Raw genomic sequence first — 20,356 nt, 5'->3', positions numbered from 1 at the left:
TCAAACAAACGTTCCAGATTAGCGGGAACCTGGCCGGACATCGTATTCGTAATCATCACGTTCACACAGTCACTGTCACGCTCAAGGTGTATCGCTGTACAGGTGTTATCGGGAGAATACTTGATTGCATTGGAAAGCAGGTTACTGAAAGCACGTCGGAGCATATCGCTGTCTCCGGCAACAACGCCCTCTCCTTCAACCGTGATTGTCTTTCCTGTTTCGTCTGCCAGGGGCTCGAACAACTCACGTAATTCATTCAGTTCGGCTGCCAGATCCACATCATGTTTATCCAGCCGCAGCAGACCATGCTCTGAACGTGCCAGAAAAAGCATGTCACTGGTCATTCGTGACAACCTTTTCAGTTCTTCCAGGTTAGCGAATAAAATTTCGCGGTAATGCGAAACATCCCTTTCCTTAGCCAGTGCAAACTGCGTCTGCATCATCAGATTACTGACTGGTGTGCGCAGCTCATGCGCGATGTCAGACGAGAAATCTGACAGTTTCCGGAATGCCCCCTCCAGGCGATCAAACATATTATTGAACTCCTGCATGGTCTCAGAGATTTCCGGCGGAGCCAGATCGGGATTTAGACGCTGATCCAGGCTGTGTACGGTCATGGAGGAAGCCAGACTGGTCATTTCCCGTAGCGGTTTCAGACCAATACGTGTGGTCAGCCAGCCCAGAAAAACAGAAATAAAGACCAGACCGATATTGAACCAGAACAGCCAGGTACTGAGTTTGTCCATAAACAGGGTGTGATACCCAGTATCCGTGGCAACCGTAATGATGACATGTTTGCTTTTACCCTGTTCCGGCGTCACGGCAACCCGCCGCGAGATACTGCGGTACACGGTGTTATTTTCTTCCGTCTGGATCATATAGTCGAGAATATCACCCGACTTATTAAGCAGGACCGCTGGAACAACAGAATTTTTGGCATAGAGTTCAACAATTTTTTCATTTTCCATGTTTTTTATAGAAATGAATAAGCCATTGTGCCCCACCATCGCATCGTTTATTTTTTCTGATAATGACTTAATATCCGTTTTGTTCCTGAACGTCTCTGTTTTAAGAAACTCTTCGGTGAGCTGAAGTTTACCTGTCAGAAAATCGCGGTCCTGATTATCGAAATAGCCATTCAGGGTGCTAATCAGGATAAAACTTGATAACCACCATACCGTAAGCATCACCGCAGAAAAAATCAGGCTCAGGCGTGTGGTCAGGGAAATTTTGAACCTCACTCTTCTCTGATCTCCAGGACATATCCGGCACCGCGAACGGTATGGATCAGTTTTGGCTCAAAGTCATCATCAATTTTACTTCTCAGACGTCTCACGGCGACATCAATCACATTCGTATCACTGTCAAAATTCATGTTCCAGACCAGGGACGAGATAAGACTCCTGGGTAACACTTCTCCGGTGCGTTGCAGCAGCAACTCAAGCAGAACGTATTCTTTACCGGTGAGATGGATCTTCTTCCCCGAACGGATCACGGTCCGGCGCACCATATCAACGGTCATATCGGCGATGGTGCAGACTGTTGCGGCCTGCGAGCGTGCCCGGCGCAGTAGGGTTCTTACACGTGCAACCAGCTCCGTAAAATCAAAGGGCTTAATCAGGTAGTCATCTGCGCCAAGCTCCAGTCCTTTCACTTTGTCCCGCACGTTGTCCTTTGCGGTTAAAAACAGGACCGGTTCTTCGTGCCCGGACTCCCTCAGTGCGCTGATGATTTGCCACCCGTCGAGGAAAGGCAGCATCACGTCCAGTATTATCAAATCATACTGTCCCTTCGACGCGGCCCCGAGACCATCGCGGCCATTATTAAAGAGATCGGCCTGATAGCCTTCCTCAACCAGTCCCTGCTGCAGGTAACGACCTGTTTTTTGTTCGTCTTCAACGATTAAAATACGCTGCATGGTCAACTCGCTGATATGAAAGTAAAAATCTCACGCATGAGCTTTGGCTGTCCCCTAGCTGATCTGAGACGGAGCAAGCATTCCAAGCCACGCTACGGCGCCCAGAATGATAATCGCAACAACGAATTCTGTCAGGATGCTGTTTCGCATCAGGGCAACGCTGCGATCATAATTCCCTTCCCTGACCATAACTTCAAGCCGGGGACCCAGGTGAAACCGGTTTGCTGCAGCCAGAAGAAGCATCAGAACAAACAGAGCCGTCTTGGCAAGCAATATCCTCCCCCAGGAACTGTTGAATAAGGGAGTTAAGTTACCCTCAGCAATATACAGATAGTTGACCAGCGCACTCAGGATCAGGGCTACAACAATCACCGTTCCTGCCGTGGCAAATTTTGCCAGGGAGTCAGATATCACAATGACGCTCTGTGCATTATGCTCGTTTCTGCGCATCAGCAGGATAGCAAATGCAACCAGAGCACCTGTCCAGGCACCTGCAGCGCCGAGATGGGTCAGATCGCTCAGTAAATGGAGATAGTAATGCAGACCGTCATGCATAACGGCGTGTCCTCCCCAGGCAAGTGTAGCCAGCGCCACGCCCCCACTCATCGTCATCAGCAGGCAGGACAATACTCTCTTATTAGTGTAAAGGAACAAAGCACCGAGTGTGGTAAACAGGGCACAGAGCCTGACAATCCAGCTAATACCCACATCAGTTTCTTCTATCACCATCTCGATAACATGGATGGATAATTCTCTGAGGTCAGTTACTCCACTCATGGCATTAGATACCAGGAGCATATTAATGCCAGTAAGAATGATGCCTGTAACAACAGCAAAGGTTATAAACGACCTGAAATTAGTCAGGTTATAGGTTTCATGTCTGACACCGCTTATTCCATATATCTGAAAAAATGGCAATCCAAATATTACCATCAAATCCAGATAAAGAAGAAAACGAATAACAATCATAATCAGGTCGTTCATAATATTACTTCACTGTAAAGGTGTAATTACCGGTAATAGGGTGCGTATCTGAAGAAACCGCGCGCCAGTCAACACGATAAGTGCCAGCGGGTAAAGGCTCTCGCGGAATAATGACCATCGATTTAGGGTCAGCGCCTGGCGCCACTTTTGCCGCGACCGGCATCGGAGAATGTGATGACATGCCTTTCATACCCGTCATCGTTAATTTTGCACCTGAGAATTTCACGGTCAGATTTTCCGAGAAATTAAGCTGAATCTTTTCCGGGGCCGCTACGGCTGAATCAGCCTGTGGCACAGAGCTTTTTAATTCCGGATGGGCCATAGCAGAGAAAGCAACGCCCATAACGAGGCCACCTGTAAGAATGGCTTTATTTAAAATCGACATTTTATTTACCTGTTTAGTTGAGTGTTTTATATCAGTGCGTTAAAACCAGATTCTGGCTCCCGCCAGGAATACTACCTGATGGTCTTTCTCACCTTCTCTTTTCGCCATATCGGATGTTTTCCCGTAAAGTTGATTCCAGGAAACGCCTATATAGGGTGCAAACTCACGGCGTATTTCATAGCGCAGCCGGAGCCCCAGCTCTGTGTCAGTCAGTCCCCTGCCGCGACCCCGCGATTCATCATCCTGACTGTAGAAATTCACCTCATAGGATGGCTGGAGTATGAGCCGGTTAGTCAGTAAAACGTCGTATTCTCCTCCCAGACGAAGGGCTGCTTTTCCGCCATTACTGACAAAACCCGTAATTTCAGACTCAAAATTATAGAGTGCCAGCCCCTGAAAACCGACAGCAGCCCAGGTCCGGGCAGAAGCAGGTCTGAAATCCTGCCTGACACCCGCAACCAAATCCCACCATGGGCCAACCGCATGTCCCCAGAGTAACTGCGCTTCAGCCGCCTCCGTTTCCCCATTGCTTCGTTCACCTTCACTCTTTAGCCAAATCCGATCTGTGTCGCCTCCAATCCAGCTGTTAACACTCCAGCTGAAATTGTTGGTGTTATCCGACCGTTGCCATTCCAGTTGATCCAGCAGAACCAGATAATTAATCGCACTGTCGTGAATCGCATGCCCCTGTAAATTGCCGAATGCAGCCTTCCGGTCGGCATCGGTAACAGGCGGAATTGGCGTTCTGCTCTCAGTTACAATGGGCTCCATTGACGTCATCTCAGTGAAATTCTCATCTGCTGGCATCTGCATGGCAGACATGTCGTGCCCGGCGTGGGGATCTGCAGAGACGGAGCCCGCCGCAATAGAAAGCTGTGAGGTAAACAAACAGGCGACCAGAACAGGTATGGCCTTCAAATTTCTCTTCATTCGCATCATTCCTCCACCCGGACTTCACGAAACATTCCCATTTCCATGTGATAGAGCAAATGGCAGTGATACGCCCAGCGGCCAAGCGCATCTGCTGTCACTCTGTAACTGCGTTTTGTACCAGGGGGAACATCTATTGTGTGTTTACGAACCATGAAATTACCGTTTTCATCTTCCAGATCGCTCCACATACCATGCAGGTGAATGGGGTGAGTCATCATGGTATCGTTGATCAGCGTGATCCTGAGCCGCTCACCGTATTTCAGCAGCACCGGTGCGGCATCTGAAAACTTGATTCCGTTAAATGACCAGGCAAACTTTTCCATGTGGCCGGTTAAATGCAGTTCTATGGTACGGCCAGGTTCACGTCCGTCAGGATCCTCAAAGCGGCTTTTCAAATCCGCGTACGTGAGAACCTTTCTTCCGTTATTTCGAAGACCAATACCCGGATCATTTAATTTCGGAGAGACGCTCATCGCCTGCATATCAACCAGTGGGTTATCCGTTTCTGACGCAGGATGACTTTGCATACCCGGCATTCCGGCCATCCGGGAATGATCCATACCGGCCATGCTGCTGTGATCCATGGGCGCGGAGGATGTCCCGCTATCCGGAAGGTCAGCACCGTCCATAGACATCATCTCTCCGCTGTTATCCATGCCTCCCATCTGGCTGTGGTCCATTCCTGCCATATCATGTCCCATTCCCCCCATACCCATATCTTCCATGGTCAACAGAGGACGGGGATCGAGGGGGGGAACGGCAGCACTTAACCCCTCTCTCGTGGCCAGTGTCCCTCGAGCGTAACCGGTCCTGTCCATGGATTGTGCGAAGATGGTATAGGCCTCACCCTGAGGCTCCACAATGACATCATAGGTTTCGGCAACGGCAATCCTGAATTCGTCAACGGTAACCGGGTTTACATACTGGCCATCTGCAGCCACGACCGTCATTTTCAGCCCGGGGATACGGATATCGAAATAGGTCATTGCCGAGCCGTTGATAAACCGTAAGCGTATCTTTTCACCGGGACGGAACAGTCCGGTCCAGTTTTTCAGCGGGGCCTGCCCGTTCATGAGATAGGTGTAGGTGTAGCCACTGACATCCGCGAGGTCAGTCGGATTCATTTTCATTTCAGCCCACATTTTCCGATCGGCAATGGTGGCTGACAGCCCCCTGGTATTCACGTCGCGGAAAAAAGAGCCAACGGTTGGTTTATTGAAATTGTAGTAATCCGACTGTTTTTTTAATTTTTTCAGCAGGCTGTGAGGATTTTCATCGGTCCAGTCAGACAACATGACCACATGCTCACGATCGTAAGCAAACGGTTCTGGCTCCCTGGCATCGATGATAATGGCACCGTATACCCCCTCCTGTTCCTGCAGACCGGAATGGCTGTGGTACCAGTAAGTCCCGTTCTGCTTAACCTTAAAGGTGTAAACGTAGGTATCATCAGGCTCTATGCCCATAAAACTCAGCCCCGGAACACCATCCATATTGGCCGGAAGAATAATGCCGTGCCAGTGAATGGACGTCTGTTCATTAAGACGGTTTTTGACCTTCAGGGTAATGGTGTCACCTTCTTTCCAGCGAAGAACGGGCCCCGGCAGGCCTCCATTGATTGTTTTGGCCTGACGCTCACTGCCCGTGATATTGACGGCCGTTTCACCAATGGTCAGGTCAAACTGAGTACCCTGCAGGGATGCGGCAACTGGCAGGCTCAGACTGGAACGCGCATTGAAACTCCATACGCCAAGACTTCCGGCTACGCCAGAGAGGGTTAACCCCTTCAGGAAAGTTCGTCGAGACGTTTTCAACAGCATGCGCATTCCCTTATTTAAAGTATGGTTACTGACAGAATTCGAGAACCGATTTAAATTAAATTACTGGTTCATCCACTTACAATGAAATGAATCTAGCACACCTTAAGAAACAAATTCATTACAATCGTGTAATGTACATAGCTGTATTACATTTACGTCATCTTCCCCACAGGTTGATTATTTTTATATATGATCATAAGGACATCTTTTATGTACCTCAGAAGGTAATTACACATGAATATATTAATCACGACCACTGCGTTTACAGCTTTATTTTGTGGGGCAGCTTTTGCTCAGTCCAGTGATATTGCCCATGAAGCACATCGATTTGTTAATAATGCCTCAGCCGTCAGTCATGTGAATTCCTCGACGCATGAAAACTTACCGGACAGGGTTAATAAAAACAACACGCCCTCATTCTCTGAAATGAATGAACATGAAAGGGCCATTGTTGCTCATTCATTTATGAACAACAGCGCGTCCTATGCGCATCAGAAAATGATTGAGAAACATAAAAAAATGCTGTCCGGCAGTGATGCAAATTCAAAGACCTCGTCTTCTTCTTTTAACGAACTGAATGCCGGAGAAAAAGCCGCTCTCGTGCATGAGCAGGTCAATAATGCCGGTGCGGAAGCACATCAGACGCAGGCAAGAAAGCTTCGCGGGCTGTATTCGACCAGGTAACTGCAGGCGGGTTAGTGCTTAGCGTCAGGTGCGCAGCAGGGCTTTACTGACGGGTTACGTAGCAGGACATGAGCCCCATATTGCTCTGCCGTAACCTGTTTCAGTCCCGTTAATCATCACCGTCGGGCTGGTCATACAGTTCCCAGAGCTTCCGGAGCAAACGGGAAACAAGATATGTTACAAAAATGACGACCATCAACGGTGCTCCCGATTAACTGACAGATGACACGCCTCCTGAAAACCCCTAGCATACGCCGCAGTGTTCATGCTAACGGCGAATTCCAGTAAATGTATTCTACCGATGTCGTAAAAGAAAATGCCTACCTTTCAGCCACCCGCTCGGGGCTGGAATCGAACGAGATCGCTACTCTTCAGCGCTCCTTGCCTTCCCGGTTTAATCTGCGGCATTTGAAAAAAAATGAATCATTAAAACTCGTACTGCAAAAGAAAGCGGGAAAATCACGTGTCGTGGCCTATAAATTTACGTCCGGTTCATTTAATTACACGGCGTATCGTATATCAGATAAAAAGTTCTATAACCTTTCCGATACTTCCGGGAAAGGCAGTCTCGATTATCCGTTACCGGCCACAGCAAGACTCAGTTCGCCTTTCAATCCTGCAAGACTTAACCCGGTATCGGGAAAAGTGAGTCCCCATAATGGCATTGATTATTCCATGCCCATGAACACGAAAATAGTCAGCGTCATCGACGGAAAAATCACCCGGGCCGAATACAACAGTACCATGGGATATTTTGTTGAAGTAACGGGAAAAGCCGGTGTTAAAACTCGCTATCTCCACCTCAATAAAATACTCGTTACTAAAGGGGCCAGGGTTACCCGGGGAGACGCTATTGCGTTATCCGGTAACAGCGGACGTTCATCCGGTCCTCATCTGCATTACGAGCTGGTCATCAATAACAATCCTGTTAACTCACTGGCGTTCCGGACGGCGGCACCCGCTGATAACAAACTCGAACAGCATGCCTTTGCGCATGCCAGAGACTACGAACGATACCTGGACTGATAACGGGACCGCGACGCGGTCCCGTCTGCCGGATTAATTTTTTTTATCGTTTTCACTTCCGTGATGTTGATGATCTCCATGCCCCCCGTGACCGTGGAAAAGATGCATGAGCGGACAAAGCAGCAGTAACAGATATGGCCAGTAGCCTGCCACATGTGACCAGTGTTCGCGCAGGAGAGCAAATGCCGCAATCGCGGCGACAGCAATAAGCGCATAGGTTGTACTTTTCATACCGGACTCCTTCTGTTCGTAACAGCCCCTTCACTCAGTGTTATTTCCCGAGCCTGACACTTTTCAGACGCAACGCATTTGCAATGACGCTAACGGAGGAAAGGGCCATGGCCGCCGCCGCAATAACTGGCGACAGCAGTATTCCATACACAGGATAAAGCAGACCTGCAGCTACAGGCACCCCAAGAGCATTGTAGATAAACGCAAAAAACAGATTCTGCCGGATATTTTTCATGGTGATCTCTGACAGATGACGGGCCCTGTTGAGTATCATCAAATCGCCTTTGAGAAGGGTAACGCCAGCACTTTCTATTGCCACATCTGTACCCGTTCCCATGGCTATACCCACGTCAGCCGCTGCCAGCGCCGGGGCATCATTCACACCGTCTCCGGCCATCGCAACCACATGGCCAGACTCTTTCAGTCGGGTTATCACTGCTTTTTTGCCATCCGGCAGAATCCCGGCTTCAACCTCATCTATTCCCAGTTTCCGTGCGACTGCTTCAGCAGTAAGCTGGTTATCCCCGGTGAGCATAACAATGCGGATCCCCGCCTGACGCAAAGCTTTAAGCGCATCCGGCGTGGTTGCTTTCACGGGATCCGAGATAGCTATCAGGCCTGCAAGGTTCCCGTCTGTGGCCACATAGATAACGGTAGCGCCTTCCATCCGCAACGTATCCGCAACGGCCTTTTGATTATCAATAACGATACTGTTTTCCTGCATAGCCAGTTCATTACCAATAACAACCCGTTGACCTTCGACATCGCCTGAGACACCTTTCCCCGACGGGGCATTGAAATTACTGACGGCAGGTATCACGATCCCCTTTTCATGCGCGGCTCTGACAACAGCCATACCCAACGGATGCTGCGAACCTTTTTCCACTGCAGCTGTTACACGCAAAAGAGATATTTCCCCACCCGGACTGAGACTGATAATCCCTGTCACCGTAGGCGAACCTTCCGTGAGCGTGCCTGTTTTGTCGACAACCAGCGTGTCCACTTTTTCAAGACGCTCAAGGGCTTCGGCATTCTTGATTAACACCCCGGCCTGGGCGCCTTTGCCCACCCCCACCATTATCGACATCGGCGTGGCCAGTCCCAGCGCGCAGGGACAGGCAATAATCAGGACCGACACAGCCGCAATGAGACCGTGCGCCATCCTGGGCTCGGGCCCCCAGACAGACCAGATCAAGAAAGCAACAACCGCGATAAGTATCACCAGAGGAACAAACCAGCCTGAAACGCTGTCTGCCATTCTCTGGATGGGGGCACGCGAACGCTGTGCATCAGCGACCATCTGAACAATTCGTGAGAGCATCGTTTCATCACCGACTTTCTCTGCACGGATGATAAGACTACCTGTCTGATTAATCGTCCCCCCAATGACAGGGTCACCCTTCGTTTTGGTAACCGGCATAGACTCCCCGGTCACCATCGATTCATCCACGGTTGTTTTGCCTTCGATCACGATACCGTCGACCGGAATACTCTCTCCAGGTCTGATGCGGAGCTTATCGCCAGGCAGGACATCTTCCGCATTAATATCCGTTTCATGACCGTCATGATCCAGCCGTCTGGCGGTTTTGGGGGCAAGGTTCAGAAGCGCAGTAATGGCGCCTGAGGTTTGTTCCCGTGCCCGCAGCTCAAGAACCTGTCCCAGCAGAACAAGCACCGTAATAACTGCTGCGGCTTCAAAATAAACGGCCACCAGGCCATCCATGTTTCTGAACGATGCAGGAAACCAGGAGGGGAAGACGGTTGCAATGACGCTGTAAACCCAGGCTACGCCGGTCCCCATTGCAACAAGGGTAAACATATTCAGGGAGCGGTTACGTAACGACATTCCGGCCCGGGCGAAGAATGGCCAGCCACACCACAACACGACAGGGGAGGCCAGAAGCAACTGCAGCCATGTGTTGTACTGTGGCGGTACTGTATTCCTCAAGTCGGGAAACAGATGAGATCCCATTTCGAGTACCAGAACCGGAAACGCCAGCAACAACCCCAGCCAGAAGCGTCTTGTCATGTCGTGAAGTTCATCACTCGGCCCCGTGGATGCCGTAGCTACGAGCGGCTCCAGTGCCATTCCACAGACAGGACAGCTTCCGGGACCACTGCGGCGTATCTCCGGGTGCATCGGACATGTCCACACACCTTCAGAATTCTCTTTTTCCGCCTGGTTGTGAGGCTGTTTTATCTGATCAGGGCTGACTTCGTGATGATCGTGGTGATGGTGATGGGAATGTTCACTGGCATCTTCGGTAAAATAATGATCGGGATGGGCTTTAAATTTGCTCTCACAGCTGGCGGAGCAGAAATAAAGCTGATGGTCCTGGTATCGAATGCTGCTGTGCGCCTTGTCAGGCAGGATGACCATCCCGCACACGGGATCTCTCACCTTATGCAATACGTGGCCCTCGTCCGGGGATAATGTCTGCTCAGAAGCAGTCTGGTTGTTGTGTTGCACTGCATTGTCATTTTTCACAGTAACTCTCCTTATGCATACCGAAGCATCTTCTGTCTTCAGGGTATGTCATGGATGCGATTACCACGAATATCGCCGGCACAGGAGTGCCTGCTACCGGCGTCCCGTTATCAGCCGTTCCGCTGACTATTCGATTCGCTGGAAGACTTTTTTACTTCCATCCGGTGAGAATGCGATAACATCGTAAGCCTCTTTTCGGGCTCCCATCTCCATTCCAGGACTTCCTGCTGGCATACCGGGGGTGGCGAGACCGTATATACCCGAACCAGACTGCATTGCCTTATGTATCGTTGTCGCAGGCACATGGCCTTCAATGATCAAATTACCGGCAACCGCGGTATGACAACTTCGTAGTCCTGCAGGAACAGCATGCTTTTCTTTCAGGGCTGACAGCGCCTGATCATTCATGACGTGAGTTCGTACTTCGAACCCGTCTTTTTCCATCGCTTTGCCCCACAGGGAACAACAGCCACAGTTTTCAGATTTGTACATATCAATCACTTTTTCACTCGCCATCGCGGGTAGTGAAAGGCCGAGAGCCAGCGCCATTAGAACCACTTTTTTCATACTCACCTCTGTATATTATCGATATAAACCCTGACGTCAGGGTGAATCAGTAAAGAAGGACACCCACAGGGGGTGCCCTTTCAGGTTCAGGACACGCTTTTTTTATGTCTGCGCAGCCAGATTAATTTGTAGGCGGCAGGAATAATGAACAGGGACAGCAGCGGAGCCGTGATCATCCCACCAATCATGGGTGCCGCAATACGGCTCATGACTTCTGAACCTGCGCCGGTTCCCCAGAGTATTGGCAGCAGACCCGCAATGATCACCGCCACGGTCATGGCTTTCGGCCGGACACGCAGTACGGCACCATGATAGAGGGCTTCATCAAGACCTTCCGGTGTGAACGTCTCTTTACGGGACAATTCCGGGTGCGCTTCAATGGCATGACGCAGATACATCAGCATGACCACGCCAAACTCTGCTGCCACCCCGGCCAGGGCGATAAACCCGGTTCCGGTCGCCACTGACATATGGAAGCCCTGCCAGTACAGGAACCATATTCCGCCAACCAGGGCGAACGGCAGGCTCATCAGGATCAGCAGGGCTTCGTCAACCCGGCGGAATGCCAGATACAACAGGATGAAAATGATCATCACCGTCATCGGCACCATCAGCTTCAGTTTCTTGTTGGCATGCTCAAGCAGTTCAAACTGTCCGGAGAATGCCACACTGGTTCCCGGTCTCAGTTTCACTTTCTCGCTGATGGCCGTCTTAATGTCGTTAACCACCGACACCATGTCCCTGCCGCGGGCATCAACATAAATCCAGCTGGCTGGCCGGGCATTTTCGGTTTTCAGCATGGTTGGTCCAGAAACGACGTTAATATCCGCGACATCGCCCAGCGTGATCTGCTGCTTCATCGGGGTCAGGATCGGCATCTGTTTCAGCGCCTGCGGACTGTTCCGGTAATCCTGCGGGTAGCGAATGTTAATAGGGTACCGGGCCACCCCTTCAACCGTCTCACCCACCATAGCACCTCCGATTGCTGAAGAGACGAACAGCTGGACATCACCTACCGTCATCCCGTAGCGGGAGGCTTTCTCCCGGTTGATATCGATATCGATGTAGCGCCCGCCCTCAAGTCGCTCAGCCAGGACAGACACCACGCCAGGCACGGTTTTGGCTACCGCCTCGATACTCTGCGCCGTCGCGTCGATATCGGACAGAACAGTCCCGGACACTTTGATACCTATCGGGCTTTTGATCCCGGTTGAGAGCATATCAATACGGTTACGGATAGGCGGCACCCAGAGGTTTGCCAGACCCGGTAAACGGACTGTCCTGTCGAGTTCATCAATAATCTTGTCAATTGTCATGCCGGGACGCCACTGATCCTCAGGTTTGAGCTGGATCGTGGTTTCCACCATTTCGAGCGGCGCGGAATCCGTTGCGGTCTCTGCTTTACCGGTCTTGCCAAATACAGAAGCCACTTCAGGAACGCTTTTGATTAACTTGTCTGTTGTCTGCAGGAGCGCTGCAGCTTCTGCCGGAGAGACGCCAGGCAAGGTCGACGGCATATACAGCAGATCGCCCTCGTTAATCTTCGGCAGAAATTCACCGCCCACCTGACTCAGTGGCCAGATAACCGTGAAAATGGACAAGGCCGCAACCAGCAGGGTTGTTTTTGGCCAGTGGAGGACCCGCAGCAGCAAAGGATGATACGCTTTGATCAGCACCCGGTTCAGGGGGTTACTGGTCTCGGCAGGAATTTTCCCCCGGATCCAGAATCCCATCAGAATAGGAATGACGATGATGGCCAGTGCGGCCGCTCCCGCCATGGAGTACGTTTTCGTGAATGCCAGCGGGCCAAACAGACGACCTTCCTGCCCTTCCAGGGTAAAGATAGGAATAAAGGACAGGGTGATGATCAGCAGGCTAATGAACAACGCGGGTCCCACTTCCACGGAGGCGTCGGTAATCACCTTCCAGCGGGTGGCGTTGTCAATCTGCTCACCCGGATGCTGATGATCCCACTCCTCAAGCCGTTTGTGCGCATTTTCAATCATCACAATGGCGGCATCCACCATCGCACCGACGGCAATCGCTATCCCTCCCAGCGACATGATATTGGCGTTCAGTCCCTGGAAGTGCATGACGATAAAGGCGATACACAGGCCAAGCGGCAGAGAGATAATCGCCACCAGGGCAGAACGTACGTGCCACAGGAACAGAGCACAGACGATGGCCACCACGATAAACTCTTCCAGAAGTTTGGAACTGAGGTTATCAATCGCCCGGTCGATTAACTGGCTGCGATCGTAGGTGGTCACGATTTCAACGCCTTCCGGCAGGCTGGCCTTCAGCGTCTCCAGTTTATCCCTCACTGCCGTGATAACGTCGCGCGCATTTTTACCCGACCGCAGGATCACCACGCCGCCAGCGACTTCTCCCTGGCCGTTCAGCTCGGCAATACCACGCCTCATTTCGGGCCCGGTCTGCACGCGGGCAACATCCCGCAGATAAACCGGCACGCCGTTCTCACCTGTTTTCAGGACGATGTTATTAAAATCATCAATGCTCTGAAGATAACCGCTGGCACGGACCATATACTCCGCTTCGGCCATTTCAACGGATGAGCCACCGGCCTCCTGGTTAGACGATTCAAGTGCCTGTTTCACTTCGGGCAGGCTGATACCGTACTGGGACAGTTTTACCGGATTGACCTGAATCTGGTACTGTTTCACCACGCCGCCAACCGAAGCGACCTCAGCCACGTTCGGGATGGTTTTCAGCTCAAATTTCAGGAACCAGTCCTGCAGAGAGCGCAGTTCTGAAAGGTCGTGTTTTCCGTTGCGATCGACAAGGGCATATTCAAATATCCAGCCCACTCCCGTGGCGTCCGGGCCGATTTCAGAGCTCACACCCGCAGGCAGTTTGCCCTGAACCTGATTCAGGTATTCCAGCACGCGCGAACGGGCCCAGTACAGATCGGTGCCGTCTTCAAAAATGACATACACATACGAATCACCGAACTGTGAAAAGCCACGCACGGTTTTTGCGCCAGGTACGGACAGCATGGTGGTGGTAAGCGGATAGGTGACCTGGTTTTCTACAATCTGCGGGGCCTGTCCGGGATAGCTGGTTTTAATAATGACCTGCACATCTGACAGGTCAGGCAGCGCATCGACCGGCGTGTTAATTATCGTCCATGTGCCCCAGATGCTGAGAAACAGTGCGCCCATCATGACCAGGAAACGGTTGGCGACAGAGCGCCGGATAATCCATTCAATCATCGTCGTCTCCTCAGTGCCCTGAATGCATATTTACAGGCTGCTCAGACATTGCTGGCATACTGTTTTCTGTTTTTTCAGGGTGGCGCATACGTTCCAGCGCGCCCGTAATATTGGCTTCGGAGTCAATGAGGAACAGGCCACTGACCACCACGGTATCGCCTTCATTCAGGCCGGAGCCAATGCCGGACTGTTGCTGTGATTCATGCAGAACGTGGATCTGTTTCGGCACAAACTTGCCTTCATCATCAACAGTAATCACGCGCTGTTCTTTGCCGGTATCGATAACGGCCTGGCTTGGTATCAGCAGCATCTCCTGGCTCTTGGTATTCAGTTTCAGATAGGCATTCATGCCCGGCTTGAGAAACTCATCCTTATTAGAAACCTGGAGACGGACCTGAAGCGTACGGGTTGTCTGATCCACGCTGGGAAGAATGTTCCATTTTTCGACATGGAATGTTTTATCCGGATAAGCCGGTACCGAAATTTCAAACTGCGACGTATCTTTCAGCAGATAGGCGATAGATTCTGGCACTGCAGCGCTGATCCAGACCGGGTCCATCCCCTGAATCTGAGCCACTACTTTATCTTTCGAAATATTCATTCCGGTGCGCAGGTCAAACGCAGTAATGACACCATCAATAGGTGCTTTAATGGTAAAACGGGTCTGGATTGTGCGGGTTGAACGCAGCCTTTGAATATCCTCTTCCGGCATACCAGCCAGACGAAGTCGCTCCAGAACCCCTTTTATCTGGGTTGACGTACCGCCTGTACCGGATAACAGCAGGAACTCACTTTGTGCCTCAACCCATTCAGGAATGGTGATATCGATAAGCGGAGTGCCTTTCTTCACATGATCGCCAATCGTCAGGGGATACACTTTTTCGACGAAACCGTCAGAACGCGCCTGCACAATGACAAACTGATACTCGTTGTAACTGACATTAGCCGGGATTGTCTGGGAATAATTCAGCATTCCTCGCGTAACTTTTTGCGTTTTTAATCCCAGATTCTGAACCTGGGTTGGATCGATACGGATCCCGCCACTGCTTTTATCGCCACTTTCATCAGCATATTTCGGCACCAGGTCCATATCCATAAAGGGAGATTTTCCGGGTTTATCAAATTTGGTATCCGGTTTCATCGGGTCATACCAGAAAAGTACCTTTCGCTCCGGTGCCTTTTGTTCGGTTTGTACTGTTTTTTGTGATGAGTTTACATACTGCCAGGCAGTAACCGATATCAGCCCCCCTGCTATGAGGCTGCTGATAATTATTGCAGCATATTTTATCTTTAAAGAAGCCATACAATTTCTCGCTGAAAAATCAAAACACCTGGCATATGCGCCCGATCATTCATTCACAGTAATCCCTTAATGAATGTTCAGGCGCACTGGATGTATTCGCTCCGGACTGATAATCAGGATTGCGTAACGTTAATGCTTTTGAGTAAGGAGATATTGCCCTGCTGAATAAACGAGAAATCGACATGGTTGCCGGTTTTCAGGGCATTGATAGCGTCGTCTGCATTAACAAAAGTGAAGCGCATGGTCATTGCAGGCCAGCCCACAGCAGGGATTGCTTCGTGCGAAATGGTAATCTTTTTACTATTCATATCAATGTCTTTAACGACACCGGTGCCCTTGATAACCTGCTGTACCGAAGCATCACTGGCAGCATTCATATCGCCATGCTGATGTGTTTCAGCATGAAGACCGGCAGAAAACATGACAGAGAAGGCACCAAATAAAACGGCTTTAAGTGAATTACGCATTTTTAATTTCCTGATTAATTAAATAAATTTACTCTACCCAACCGCCACCCAGCGCGGTAAACAGATTAATTTCGTTAACCTGTCGGGAATAGGTAAGATCGAGAATGGTTTGCTGCGTAGCGAAGAGGGAACGTTCTGCATCCAGCACTTCGATGTAACTGACAGCACCACTTGCATATAATCCTCTGGCACGCTGGAGAGTTATCTGAAGTGAATCAAGATAACGCTGCTGTGACTCAAGTTGCTGGCTAAGGCTGTCGCGCAGCGCAAGCGTGTCGGAAACATCCTTAAAGGCTGACTGAATTTTTTGTTCGTAATTAACCACGGACTGTTGCTGGCGAATTTCAGCCAGCTTCAGATTGGCTTTGTTCCTGCCAGCATTAAATATAGGAATTTCAATTTTAGGAATAAAATTCCACATTCCACTTCCTGACGTAAAGAGGCTGGACAGCTCCGTACTGCTTGAGGAGAGACCACTGGTCAGGGTAATGGACGGGAAAAAAGCCGCTCGCGCTGCGCCAATATTGGCATCAGCCGCTTTCAACTGGTATTCCGCTTCCATAATATCCGGACGCTGCAGCAATATTTGTGACGACAGATTTGGTGGCAATTTTACTGGTGCGATCTCCCCACCTTTAATCCCTTTTTCTGACGGAACTGCGCGGTACGTTCCCAGCACCAGTTGCAGGGCATTGTTTGCCTGAGCCAGATCGCCTTCTCGTTTGGCTATTTCGGCGCGGGTACTTTCGATTTGCCCCCTGGCTTGTTCAAGCGCCAGAACGTTCGTACTCCCGGTCACCAGTTGTTGCTCAACGAATGCATAAGACTGTTCATAATTTTTCAGCGTTTCCCGCGCAATACGGAGTTGTTCGTACGCCAGTTGCTGGCTGAAATAGCTCTGTGAAACGTTGGAGACCAGCAGGATGTGTACGGCACGACGGGCTTCTTCGCTGGCAAAGTAGTTCTGGCGATCAGCCTCACTCATGTTCTTAAGTTTGCCAAAAAAATCGAGCTCATAGCTGAGCTCCAGACCCGCGTCGTACTCCTGTGTGGTCGGCTTGTCACCTTTCAGACCACCGTTGTATGTGATCCCGGATGAGGCATTCAGTTGGGGATAACGATCTGCATCCGTGACGTTGAACTGGGCCCGGGCCTCTTCAACCTTCAGGGCAGCCATTCTCAAATCACGGTTATTATTCAGGGCTTCACCGATCAGCCTGCTGACCTGGGGATCGACAAAAAAGTTTCGCCAGCCCGTATCCTGATAGCTGTTTACCGCAGGCGTCAGACTGTTTTTAGACAATGAAAACTGCTGGGGAACCGGAGCTGGCGGACGCTGATATTCAGGTGCCAGAGAAACACAACCAGCCAGGATGAATATGGTACTGATGCTGAGTAATTTTAATTTGAACATAACGCTTCTCGTACAGGCAGACCTGGTAAATGGTTCAAACGAAGTCCAGAGTATTGATAGGGATACTTTACCGAACGCTCTCTGTTTGCCGGGTGACAGGATAATGACAATGTTGTCATTTTTGCTGTAATCCGTTGATAACGATCGTGGGCGCAATAAAATGACATTAGCAGCCAGCCGGGGAGCATGATGAAAATATTAATCGTTGAAGACGAAATTAAAACAGGTGAATATCTCAGCAAGGGGCTGACAGAGGCGGGGTTCGTCGTGGATCACGCTGATAATGGTCTGACCGGATATCATCTTGCCATGACAGCCGAGTATGATTTAGTCATCCTGGATATCATGCTGCCTGATGTAAACGGCTGGGATATCATCCGTATGCTGCGCAGTGCCGGAAAGGGGATGCCGGTATTACTGCTGACGGCCCTTGGCACGATTGAACACAGGGTCAAAGGACTTGAGCTGGGTGCGGACGATTATCTGGTGAAGCCCTTTGCGTTTGCTGAACTGCTCGCCCGGGTAAGAACCCTCCTCAGGCGGGGAAACACGATGATCACGGAAAGCCAGCTTAAAGTGGCTGACCTCTCGGTTGATCTCGTATCCAGAAAAGTCAGCCGCGCCGGGAACCGCATTGTGCTCACCAGTAAAGAGTTCAGCTTGCTGGAATTCTTCATTCGCCATCAGGGAGAAGTTCTTCCCCGCTCCCTGATTGCCTCTCAGGTCTGGGACATGAATTTTGACAGCGACACTAACGCGATTGATGTCGCAGTAAAGCGACTCCGCGCTAAAATAGACAACGATTACGGGACAAAACTGATCCAGACTGTGCGGGGCGTGGGCTACATGCTGGAGATCCCGGATGCATAGCAAACCGTCCAGACGACCTTTCTCACTCGCTCTGCGGCTGACCTTTTTTATCAGCCTGTCCACAATACTGGCGTTTATCGCCTTCACCTGGTTTATGCTGCATTCTGTTGAAAAGCATTTTGCCGAGCAGGATGTCAGCGATCTGCAACAAATCAGCACCACACTGAGCCGTATACTCCAGTCCCCGGCAGATCCGGATGAAAAAAAAGTAAGCAAAATAAAGGAATCAATTGCCAGCTACCGCAACGTTGCCCTTTTGCTCCTCAATCCCAGGGGTGAAGTGCTCTTGAGCTCAGCTCAGGGGGCGGCACTACGCCCGGCAGTGAATTCAGCAGATTTTAGCGAGCACAGCCGCGCACGGGATGTCTTTCTCTGGACGGTGGAGGATCCTGCGGGACCGATGGATACCGGGTCCGGAATGAAGATGGAAACATACCGGATTATCGCCTCCTCTGGCCAGGCGATATTTCAGGGCAAACAGCAGAACTATGTCATGCTGACTGGCCTCTCCATTAATTTCCATCTCCATTACCTTGATGCGCTGAAAAAAAATCTGATTGCAATCGCTGTTGTGATAAGCCTGCTGATTGTTCTGATCATTCGCATCGCTGTCCGTCAGGGGCATCTGCCCCTTCGTAATGTCAGCAATGCCATTAAAAGCATCACCTCCGAGAATCTTGATGCGCGGCTGGAACCGACACGGGTTCCCATTGAGCTGGAGCAACTGGTTATCTCGTTCAATCATATGATTGGAAAGATTGAGGATGTCTTTACCCGCCAGGCCAATTTCTCTGCCGATATCGCGCACGAGATCAGAACGCCCATCACCAATCTGGTGACACAGACTGAAATCGCGCTGAGTCAGGATCGAACCCAGAAGGAACTTGAGGATGTCCTCTACTCCAGCCTGGAAGAGTATAACCGGATGACCAAAATGGTCAGCGACATGCTGTTCCTGGCGCAGGCAGACAATAATCAGCTGATACCTGACAGGGTCATGTTTGACCTCAGAGCGGAAGTCATGAAAGTCTTCGAGTTTTTCGAAGCCTGGGCCGAAGAACGCAATATCACGCTCAAATTTGACGGGATGCCCTGCCTGGTTGAGGGAGATCCACAAATGTTCAGAAGGGCGATCAATAATCTGTTATCCAATGCCCTGCGTTATACCCCGGAGGGACAGGCAATCACCGTCTCAATAAGAGAGCAGGAGAGCTTTTTTGACCTTGTGATTGAAAATCCGGGGAAACCGATCCCTGAAGAACATTTATCAAGGCTGTTTGACCGTTTTTATCGGGTGGATCCATCCAGACAACGAAAAGGAGAAGGCAGCGGCATCGGCCTTGCGATTGTGAAGTCAATCGTGGAAGCACATCACGGAAGAGTGCAGGTGGAATCAGACGTACGCTCCACGCGTTTTATCTTATCCGTGCCCAGACTGGAGAAAATGATCCCGGAAACCCGGTAATGACTCCAACTTACTGATAGTGTTTTATGTTCAGATAATGCCCGATGACTTTGTCATGCAGCTCCACCGATTTTGAGAACGACAGTGACTTCCTGCCCAGCCTTGCCAGATGCTGCCTCAGATTCAGGTTATGCCGCTCAATGCGCTGCGTATATCGCTTGCTGATAACGTGCAGTTCTCCCTTCAGGCGTGATTCATACAGCGGCCAGCCATCCGTCATCCATACCACGACCTCAAAGGCCGACAGCAGGCTCAGAAGACGCTCCAGCGTGGCCAACGTGCGTTCACCGAATACGTGCGCCACAACCGTCCTCCGTATCCTGTCATACGCGTAAAACAACCAGCGCTGGCGTGATTTAGCGCCGACGTAACCCCACTGTTCGTCCATTTCCGCGCAAACAATGACGTCACTGCCCGGTTGTATGCGTGAGTTTACCGACTGCGGCCTGAGTTTTTTAAGTGTCGTAAAATCGTGTTGAGGCCAACGCCCATAATGCGTGCACTGGCGCGACATCCGACGCCATTCATGGCCATATCAATAATTTTCTGGTGTGTACCGGGCTGAGAG

At 50.6% G+C, this 20,356-nt stretch carries 17 protein-coding genes and 1 pseudogene; 4 read left to right on the top strand and 14 right to left on the bottom strand.

Annotation, left to right across the window (positions count from 1 at the left end; translation table 11 throughout):
* The 6 genes from pcoS to pcoA all read right to left on the bottom strand — a co-directional run.
* On the bottom strand, positions 1 to 1,241 hold a 1,241-nt coding region (gene pcoS / locus F8561_RS17255; protein WP_139157226.1), incomplete at its 3' end, for a copper resistance membrane spanning protein PcoS.
* Positions 1,238 to 1,918, bottom strand: coding sequence for a copper response regulator transcription factor PcoR (pcoR, locus tag F8561_RS17250; protein WP_001188930.1), 681 nt, complete (start codon positions 1,916 to 1,918; stop codon positions 1,238 to 1,240). The genes pcoR and pcoS, both read right to left, overlap by 4 nt.
* A 54-nt stretch (positions 1,919 to 1,972) precedes the next feature.
* Positions 1,973 to 2,851 (bottom strand): copper resistance inner membrane protein PcoD, encoded by an 879-nt coding sequence (gene pcoD, locus F8561_RS17245; protein WP_080821469.1) that lies wholly within the window; start codon positions 2,849 to 2,851, stop codon positions 1,973 to 1,975.
* A gap of 55 nt (positions 2,852 to 2,906) precedes the next feature.
* Positions 2,907 to 3,287, bottom strand: coding sequence for a copper resistance system metallochaperone PcoC (pcoC, locus tag F8561_RS17240; protein ID WP_000025662.1), 381 nt, complete (start codon positions 3,285 to 3,287; stop codon positions 2,907 to 2,909).
* Positions 3,288 to 3,326: 39 nt separating this feature from the next.
* Positions 3,327 to 4,217 carry a copper resistance outer membrane transporter PcoB gene (gene pcoB, locus F8561_RS17235; RefSeq protein WP_072252507.1) on the bottom strand — a complete coding sequence of 297 codons (891 nt, stop codon included), beginning with the start codon at positions 4,215 to 4,217 and terminating at the stop codon, positions 3,327 to 3,329.
* 5 nt (positions 4,218 to 4,222) lie between these two features.
* Positions 4,223 to 6,040: a multicopper oxidase PcoA gene (gene pcoA / locus F8561_RS17230; RefSeq protein ID WP_000925242.1), complete on the bottom strand. Its 1,818-nt coding sequence runs from the start codon at positions 6,038 to 6,040 to the stop codon at positions 4,223 to 4,225.
* 234 nt (positions 6,041 to 6,274) lie between these two features.
* Between pcoA and F8561_RS17225 the strand changes: the two genes are divergently transcribed.
* On the top strand, positions 6,275 to 6,724 hold the full coding sequence (locus F8561_RS17225) for a copper resistance protein (RefSeq protein WP_151887722.1): 450 nt from the start codon (positions 6,275 to 6,277) through the stop codon (positions 6,722 to 6,724).
* 288 nt (positions 6,725 to 7,012) lie between these two features.
* Positions 7,013 to 7,750 (top strand): peptidoglycan DD-metalloendopeptidase family protein, encoded by a 738-nt coding sequence (locus F8561_RS17220; protein WP_004388332.1) that lies wholly within the window; start codon positions 7,013 to 7,015, stop codon positions 7,748 to 7,750.
* A gap of 33 nt (positions 7,751 to 7,783) precedes the next feature.
* Here the strand turns inward: F8561_RS17220 and F8561_RS17215 are convergent, their stop codons facing one another.
* The 7 genes from F8561_RS17215 to silC form a co-directional block, all read right to left on the bottom strand.
* A complete protein-coding gene (locus F8561_RS17215) occupies positions 7,784 to 7,981 on the bottom strand; it encodes a DUF2933 domain-containing protein (RefSeq protein ID WP_004388331.1) in 198 nt (65 codons plus the stop codon).
* A gap of 40 nt (positions 7,982 to 8,021) precedes the next feature.
* Positions 8,022 to 10,469, bottom strand: a complete 2,448-nt coding sequence (gene silP / locus F8561_RS17210; RefSeq protein WP_023327683.1) for an Ag(+)-translocating P-type ATPase SilP — start codon at positions 10,467 to 10,469, stop codon at positions 8,022 to 8,024.
* Between the two features lie 126 nt (positions 10,470 to 10,595).
* Positions 10,596 to 11,036, bottom strand: a complete 441-nt coding sequence (locus F8561_RS17205; protein ID WP_008322815.1) for a DUF411 domain-containing protein — start codon at positions 11,034 to 11,036, stop codon at positions 10,596 to 10,598.
* Positions 11,037 to 11,122: 86 nt separating this feature from the next.
* Positions 11,123 to 14,269, bottom strand: a complete 3,147-nt coding sequence (gene silA / locus F8561_RS17200; protein ID WP_000574021.1) for a Cu(+)/Ag(+) efflux RND transporter permease subunit SilA — start codon at positions 14,267 to 14,269, stop codon at positions 11,123 to 11,125.
* Between the two features lie 10 nt (positions 14,270 to 14,279).
* Positions 14,280 to 15,572, bottom strand: coding sequence for a Cu(+)/Ag(+) efflux RND transporter periplasmic adaptor subunit SilB (gene silB / locus F8561_RS17195; protein WP_001485328.1), 1,293 nt, complete (start codon positions 15,570 to 15,572; stop codon positions 14,280 to 14,282).
* Positions 15,573 to 15,685: 113 nt separating this feature from the next.
* The gene (cusF, locus tag F8561_RS17190) at positions 15,686 to 16,039 is read right to left on the bottom strand and encodes a cation efflux system protein CusF (protein ID WP_001246153.1); all 354 of its coding nucleotides are present in this window, start codon (positions 16,037 to 16,039) and stop codon (positions 15,686 to 15,688) included.
* Between the two features lie 28 nt (positions 16,040 to 16,067).
* Positions 16,068 to 17,453, bottom strand: coding sequence for a Cu(+)/Ag(+) efflux RND transporter outer membrane channel SilC (gene silC / locus F8561_RS17185; RefSeq protein WP_001507116.1), 1,386 nt, complete (start codon positions 17,451 to 17,453; stop codon positions 16,068 to 16,070).
* A gap of 189 nt (positions 17,454 to 17,642) precedes the next feature.
* On the opposite strand from silC, the gene silR reads away from it, so the two are divergent.
* Both silR and silS read left to right on the top strand, forming a co-directional pair.
* Positions 17,643 to 18,323, top strand: a complete 681-nt coding sequence (gene silR, locus F8561_RS17180; protein ID WP_001572351.1) for a copper/silver response regulator transcription factor SilR — start codon at positions 17,643 to 17,645, stop codon at positions 18,321 to 18,323.
* Positions 18,316 to 19,788 carry a copper/silver sensor histidine kinase SilS gene (gene silS, locus F8561_RS17175; RefSeq protein WP_033147116.1) on the top strand — a complete coding sequence of 491 codons (1,473 nt, stop codon included), beginning with the start codon at positions 18,316 to 18,318 and terminating at the stop codon, positions 19,786 to 19,788. The genes silR and silS overlap by 8 nt, the downstream gene beginning before the upstream one ends.
* Positions 19,789 to 19,798: 10 nt before the next feature.
* Here silS and F8561_RS17170 read toward each other — a convergent pair.
* Positions 19,799 to 20,356 (bottom strand): annotated as a pseudogene (locus tag F8561_RS17170) (IS1-like element IS1X4 family transposase); the annotation flags it as partial.

It is taken from the genome of Enterobacter sp. 198 (assembly GCF_009025585.1).
Classification (GTDB): domain Bacteria; phylum Pseudomonadota; class Gammaproteobacteria; order Enterobacterales; family Enterobacteriaceae; genus Enterobacter; species Enterobacter ludwigii.
The sequence above is the reverse complement of the archived record's forward strand: the minus strand, read 5'-3'. Positions and strand labels throughout refer to the sequence as shown.

Excerpts from the sequence above, each read along its gene's own strand:
- pcoD (WP_080821469.1), bottom strand. The coding sequence starts at position 2,851 with ATGGTAATATTTGGATTGCCATTTTTTCAGATATATGGAATAAGCGGT.
- silB (WP_001485328.1), bottom strand. The coding sequence starts at position 15,572 with ATGGCTTCTTTAAAGATAAAATATGCTGCAATAATTATCAGCAGCCTC.
- F8561_RS17205 (WP_008322815.1), bottom strand. The coding sequence starts at position 11,036 with ATGAAAAAAGTGGTTCTAATGGCGCTGGCTCTCGGCCTTTCACTACCC.
- cusF (WP_001246153.1), bottom strand. The coding sequence starts at position 16,039 with ATGCGTAATTCACTTAAAGCCGTTTTATTTGGTGCCTTCTCTGTCATG.
- silR (WP_001572351.1), top strand. The coding sequence starts at position 17,643 with ATGAAAATATTAATCGTTGAAGACGAAATTAAAACAGGTGAATATCTC.
- silS (WP_033147116.1), top strand. The coding sequence starts at position 18,316 with ATGCATAGCAAACCGTCCAGACGACCTTTCTCACTCGCTCTGCGGCTG.
- silA (WP_000574021.1), bottom strand. The coding sequence starts at position 14,269 with ATGATTGAATGGATTATCCGGCGCTCTGTCGCCAACCGTTTCCTGGTC.
- silC (WP_001507116.1), bottom strand. The coding sequence starts at position 17,453 with ATGTTCAAATTAAAATTACTCAGCATCAGTACCATATTCATCCTGGCT.
- pcoR (WP_001188930.1), bottom strand. The coding sequence starts at position 1,918 with ATGCAGCGTATTTTAATCGTTGAAGACGAACAAAAAACAGGTCGTTAC.
- pcoC (WP_000025662.1), bottom strand. The coding sequence starts at position 3,287 with ATGTCGATTTTAAATAAAGCCATTCTTACAGGTGGCCTCGTTATGGGC.
- F8561_RS17215 (WP_004388331.1), bottom strand. The coding sequence starts at position 7,981 with ATGAAAAGTACAACCTATGCGCTTATTGCTGTCGCCGCGATTGCGGCA.
- F8561_RS17220 (WP_004388332.1), top strand. The coding sequence starts at position 7,013 with ATGTATTCTACCGATGTCGTAAAAGAAAATGCCTACCTTTCAGCCACC.
- pcoB (WP_072252507.1), bottom strand. The coding sequence starts at position 4,217 with ATGAAGAGAAATTTGAAGGCCATACCTGTTCTGGTCGCCTGTTTGTTT.
- F8561_RS17225 (WP_151887722.1), top strand. The coding sequence starts at position 6,275 with ATGAATATATTAATCACGACCACTGCGTTTACAGCTTTATTTTGTGGG.
- pcoA (WP_000925242.1), bottom strand. The coding sequence starts at position 6,040 with ATGCTGTTGAAAACGTCTCGACGAACTTTCCTGAAGGGGTTAACCCTC.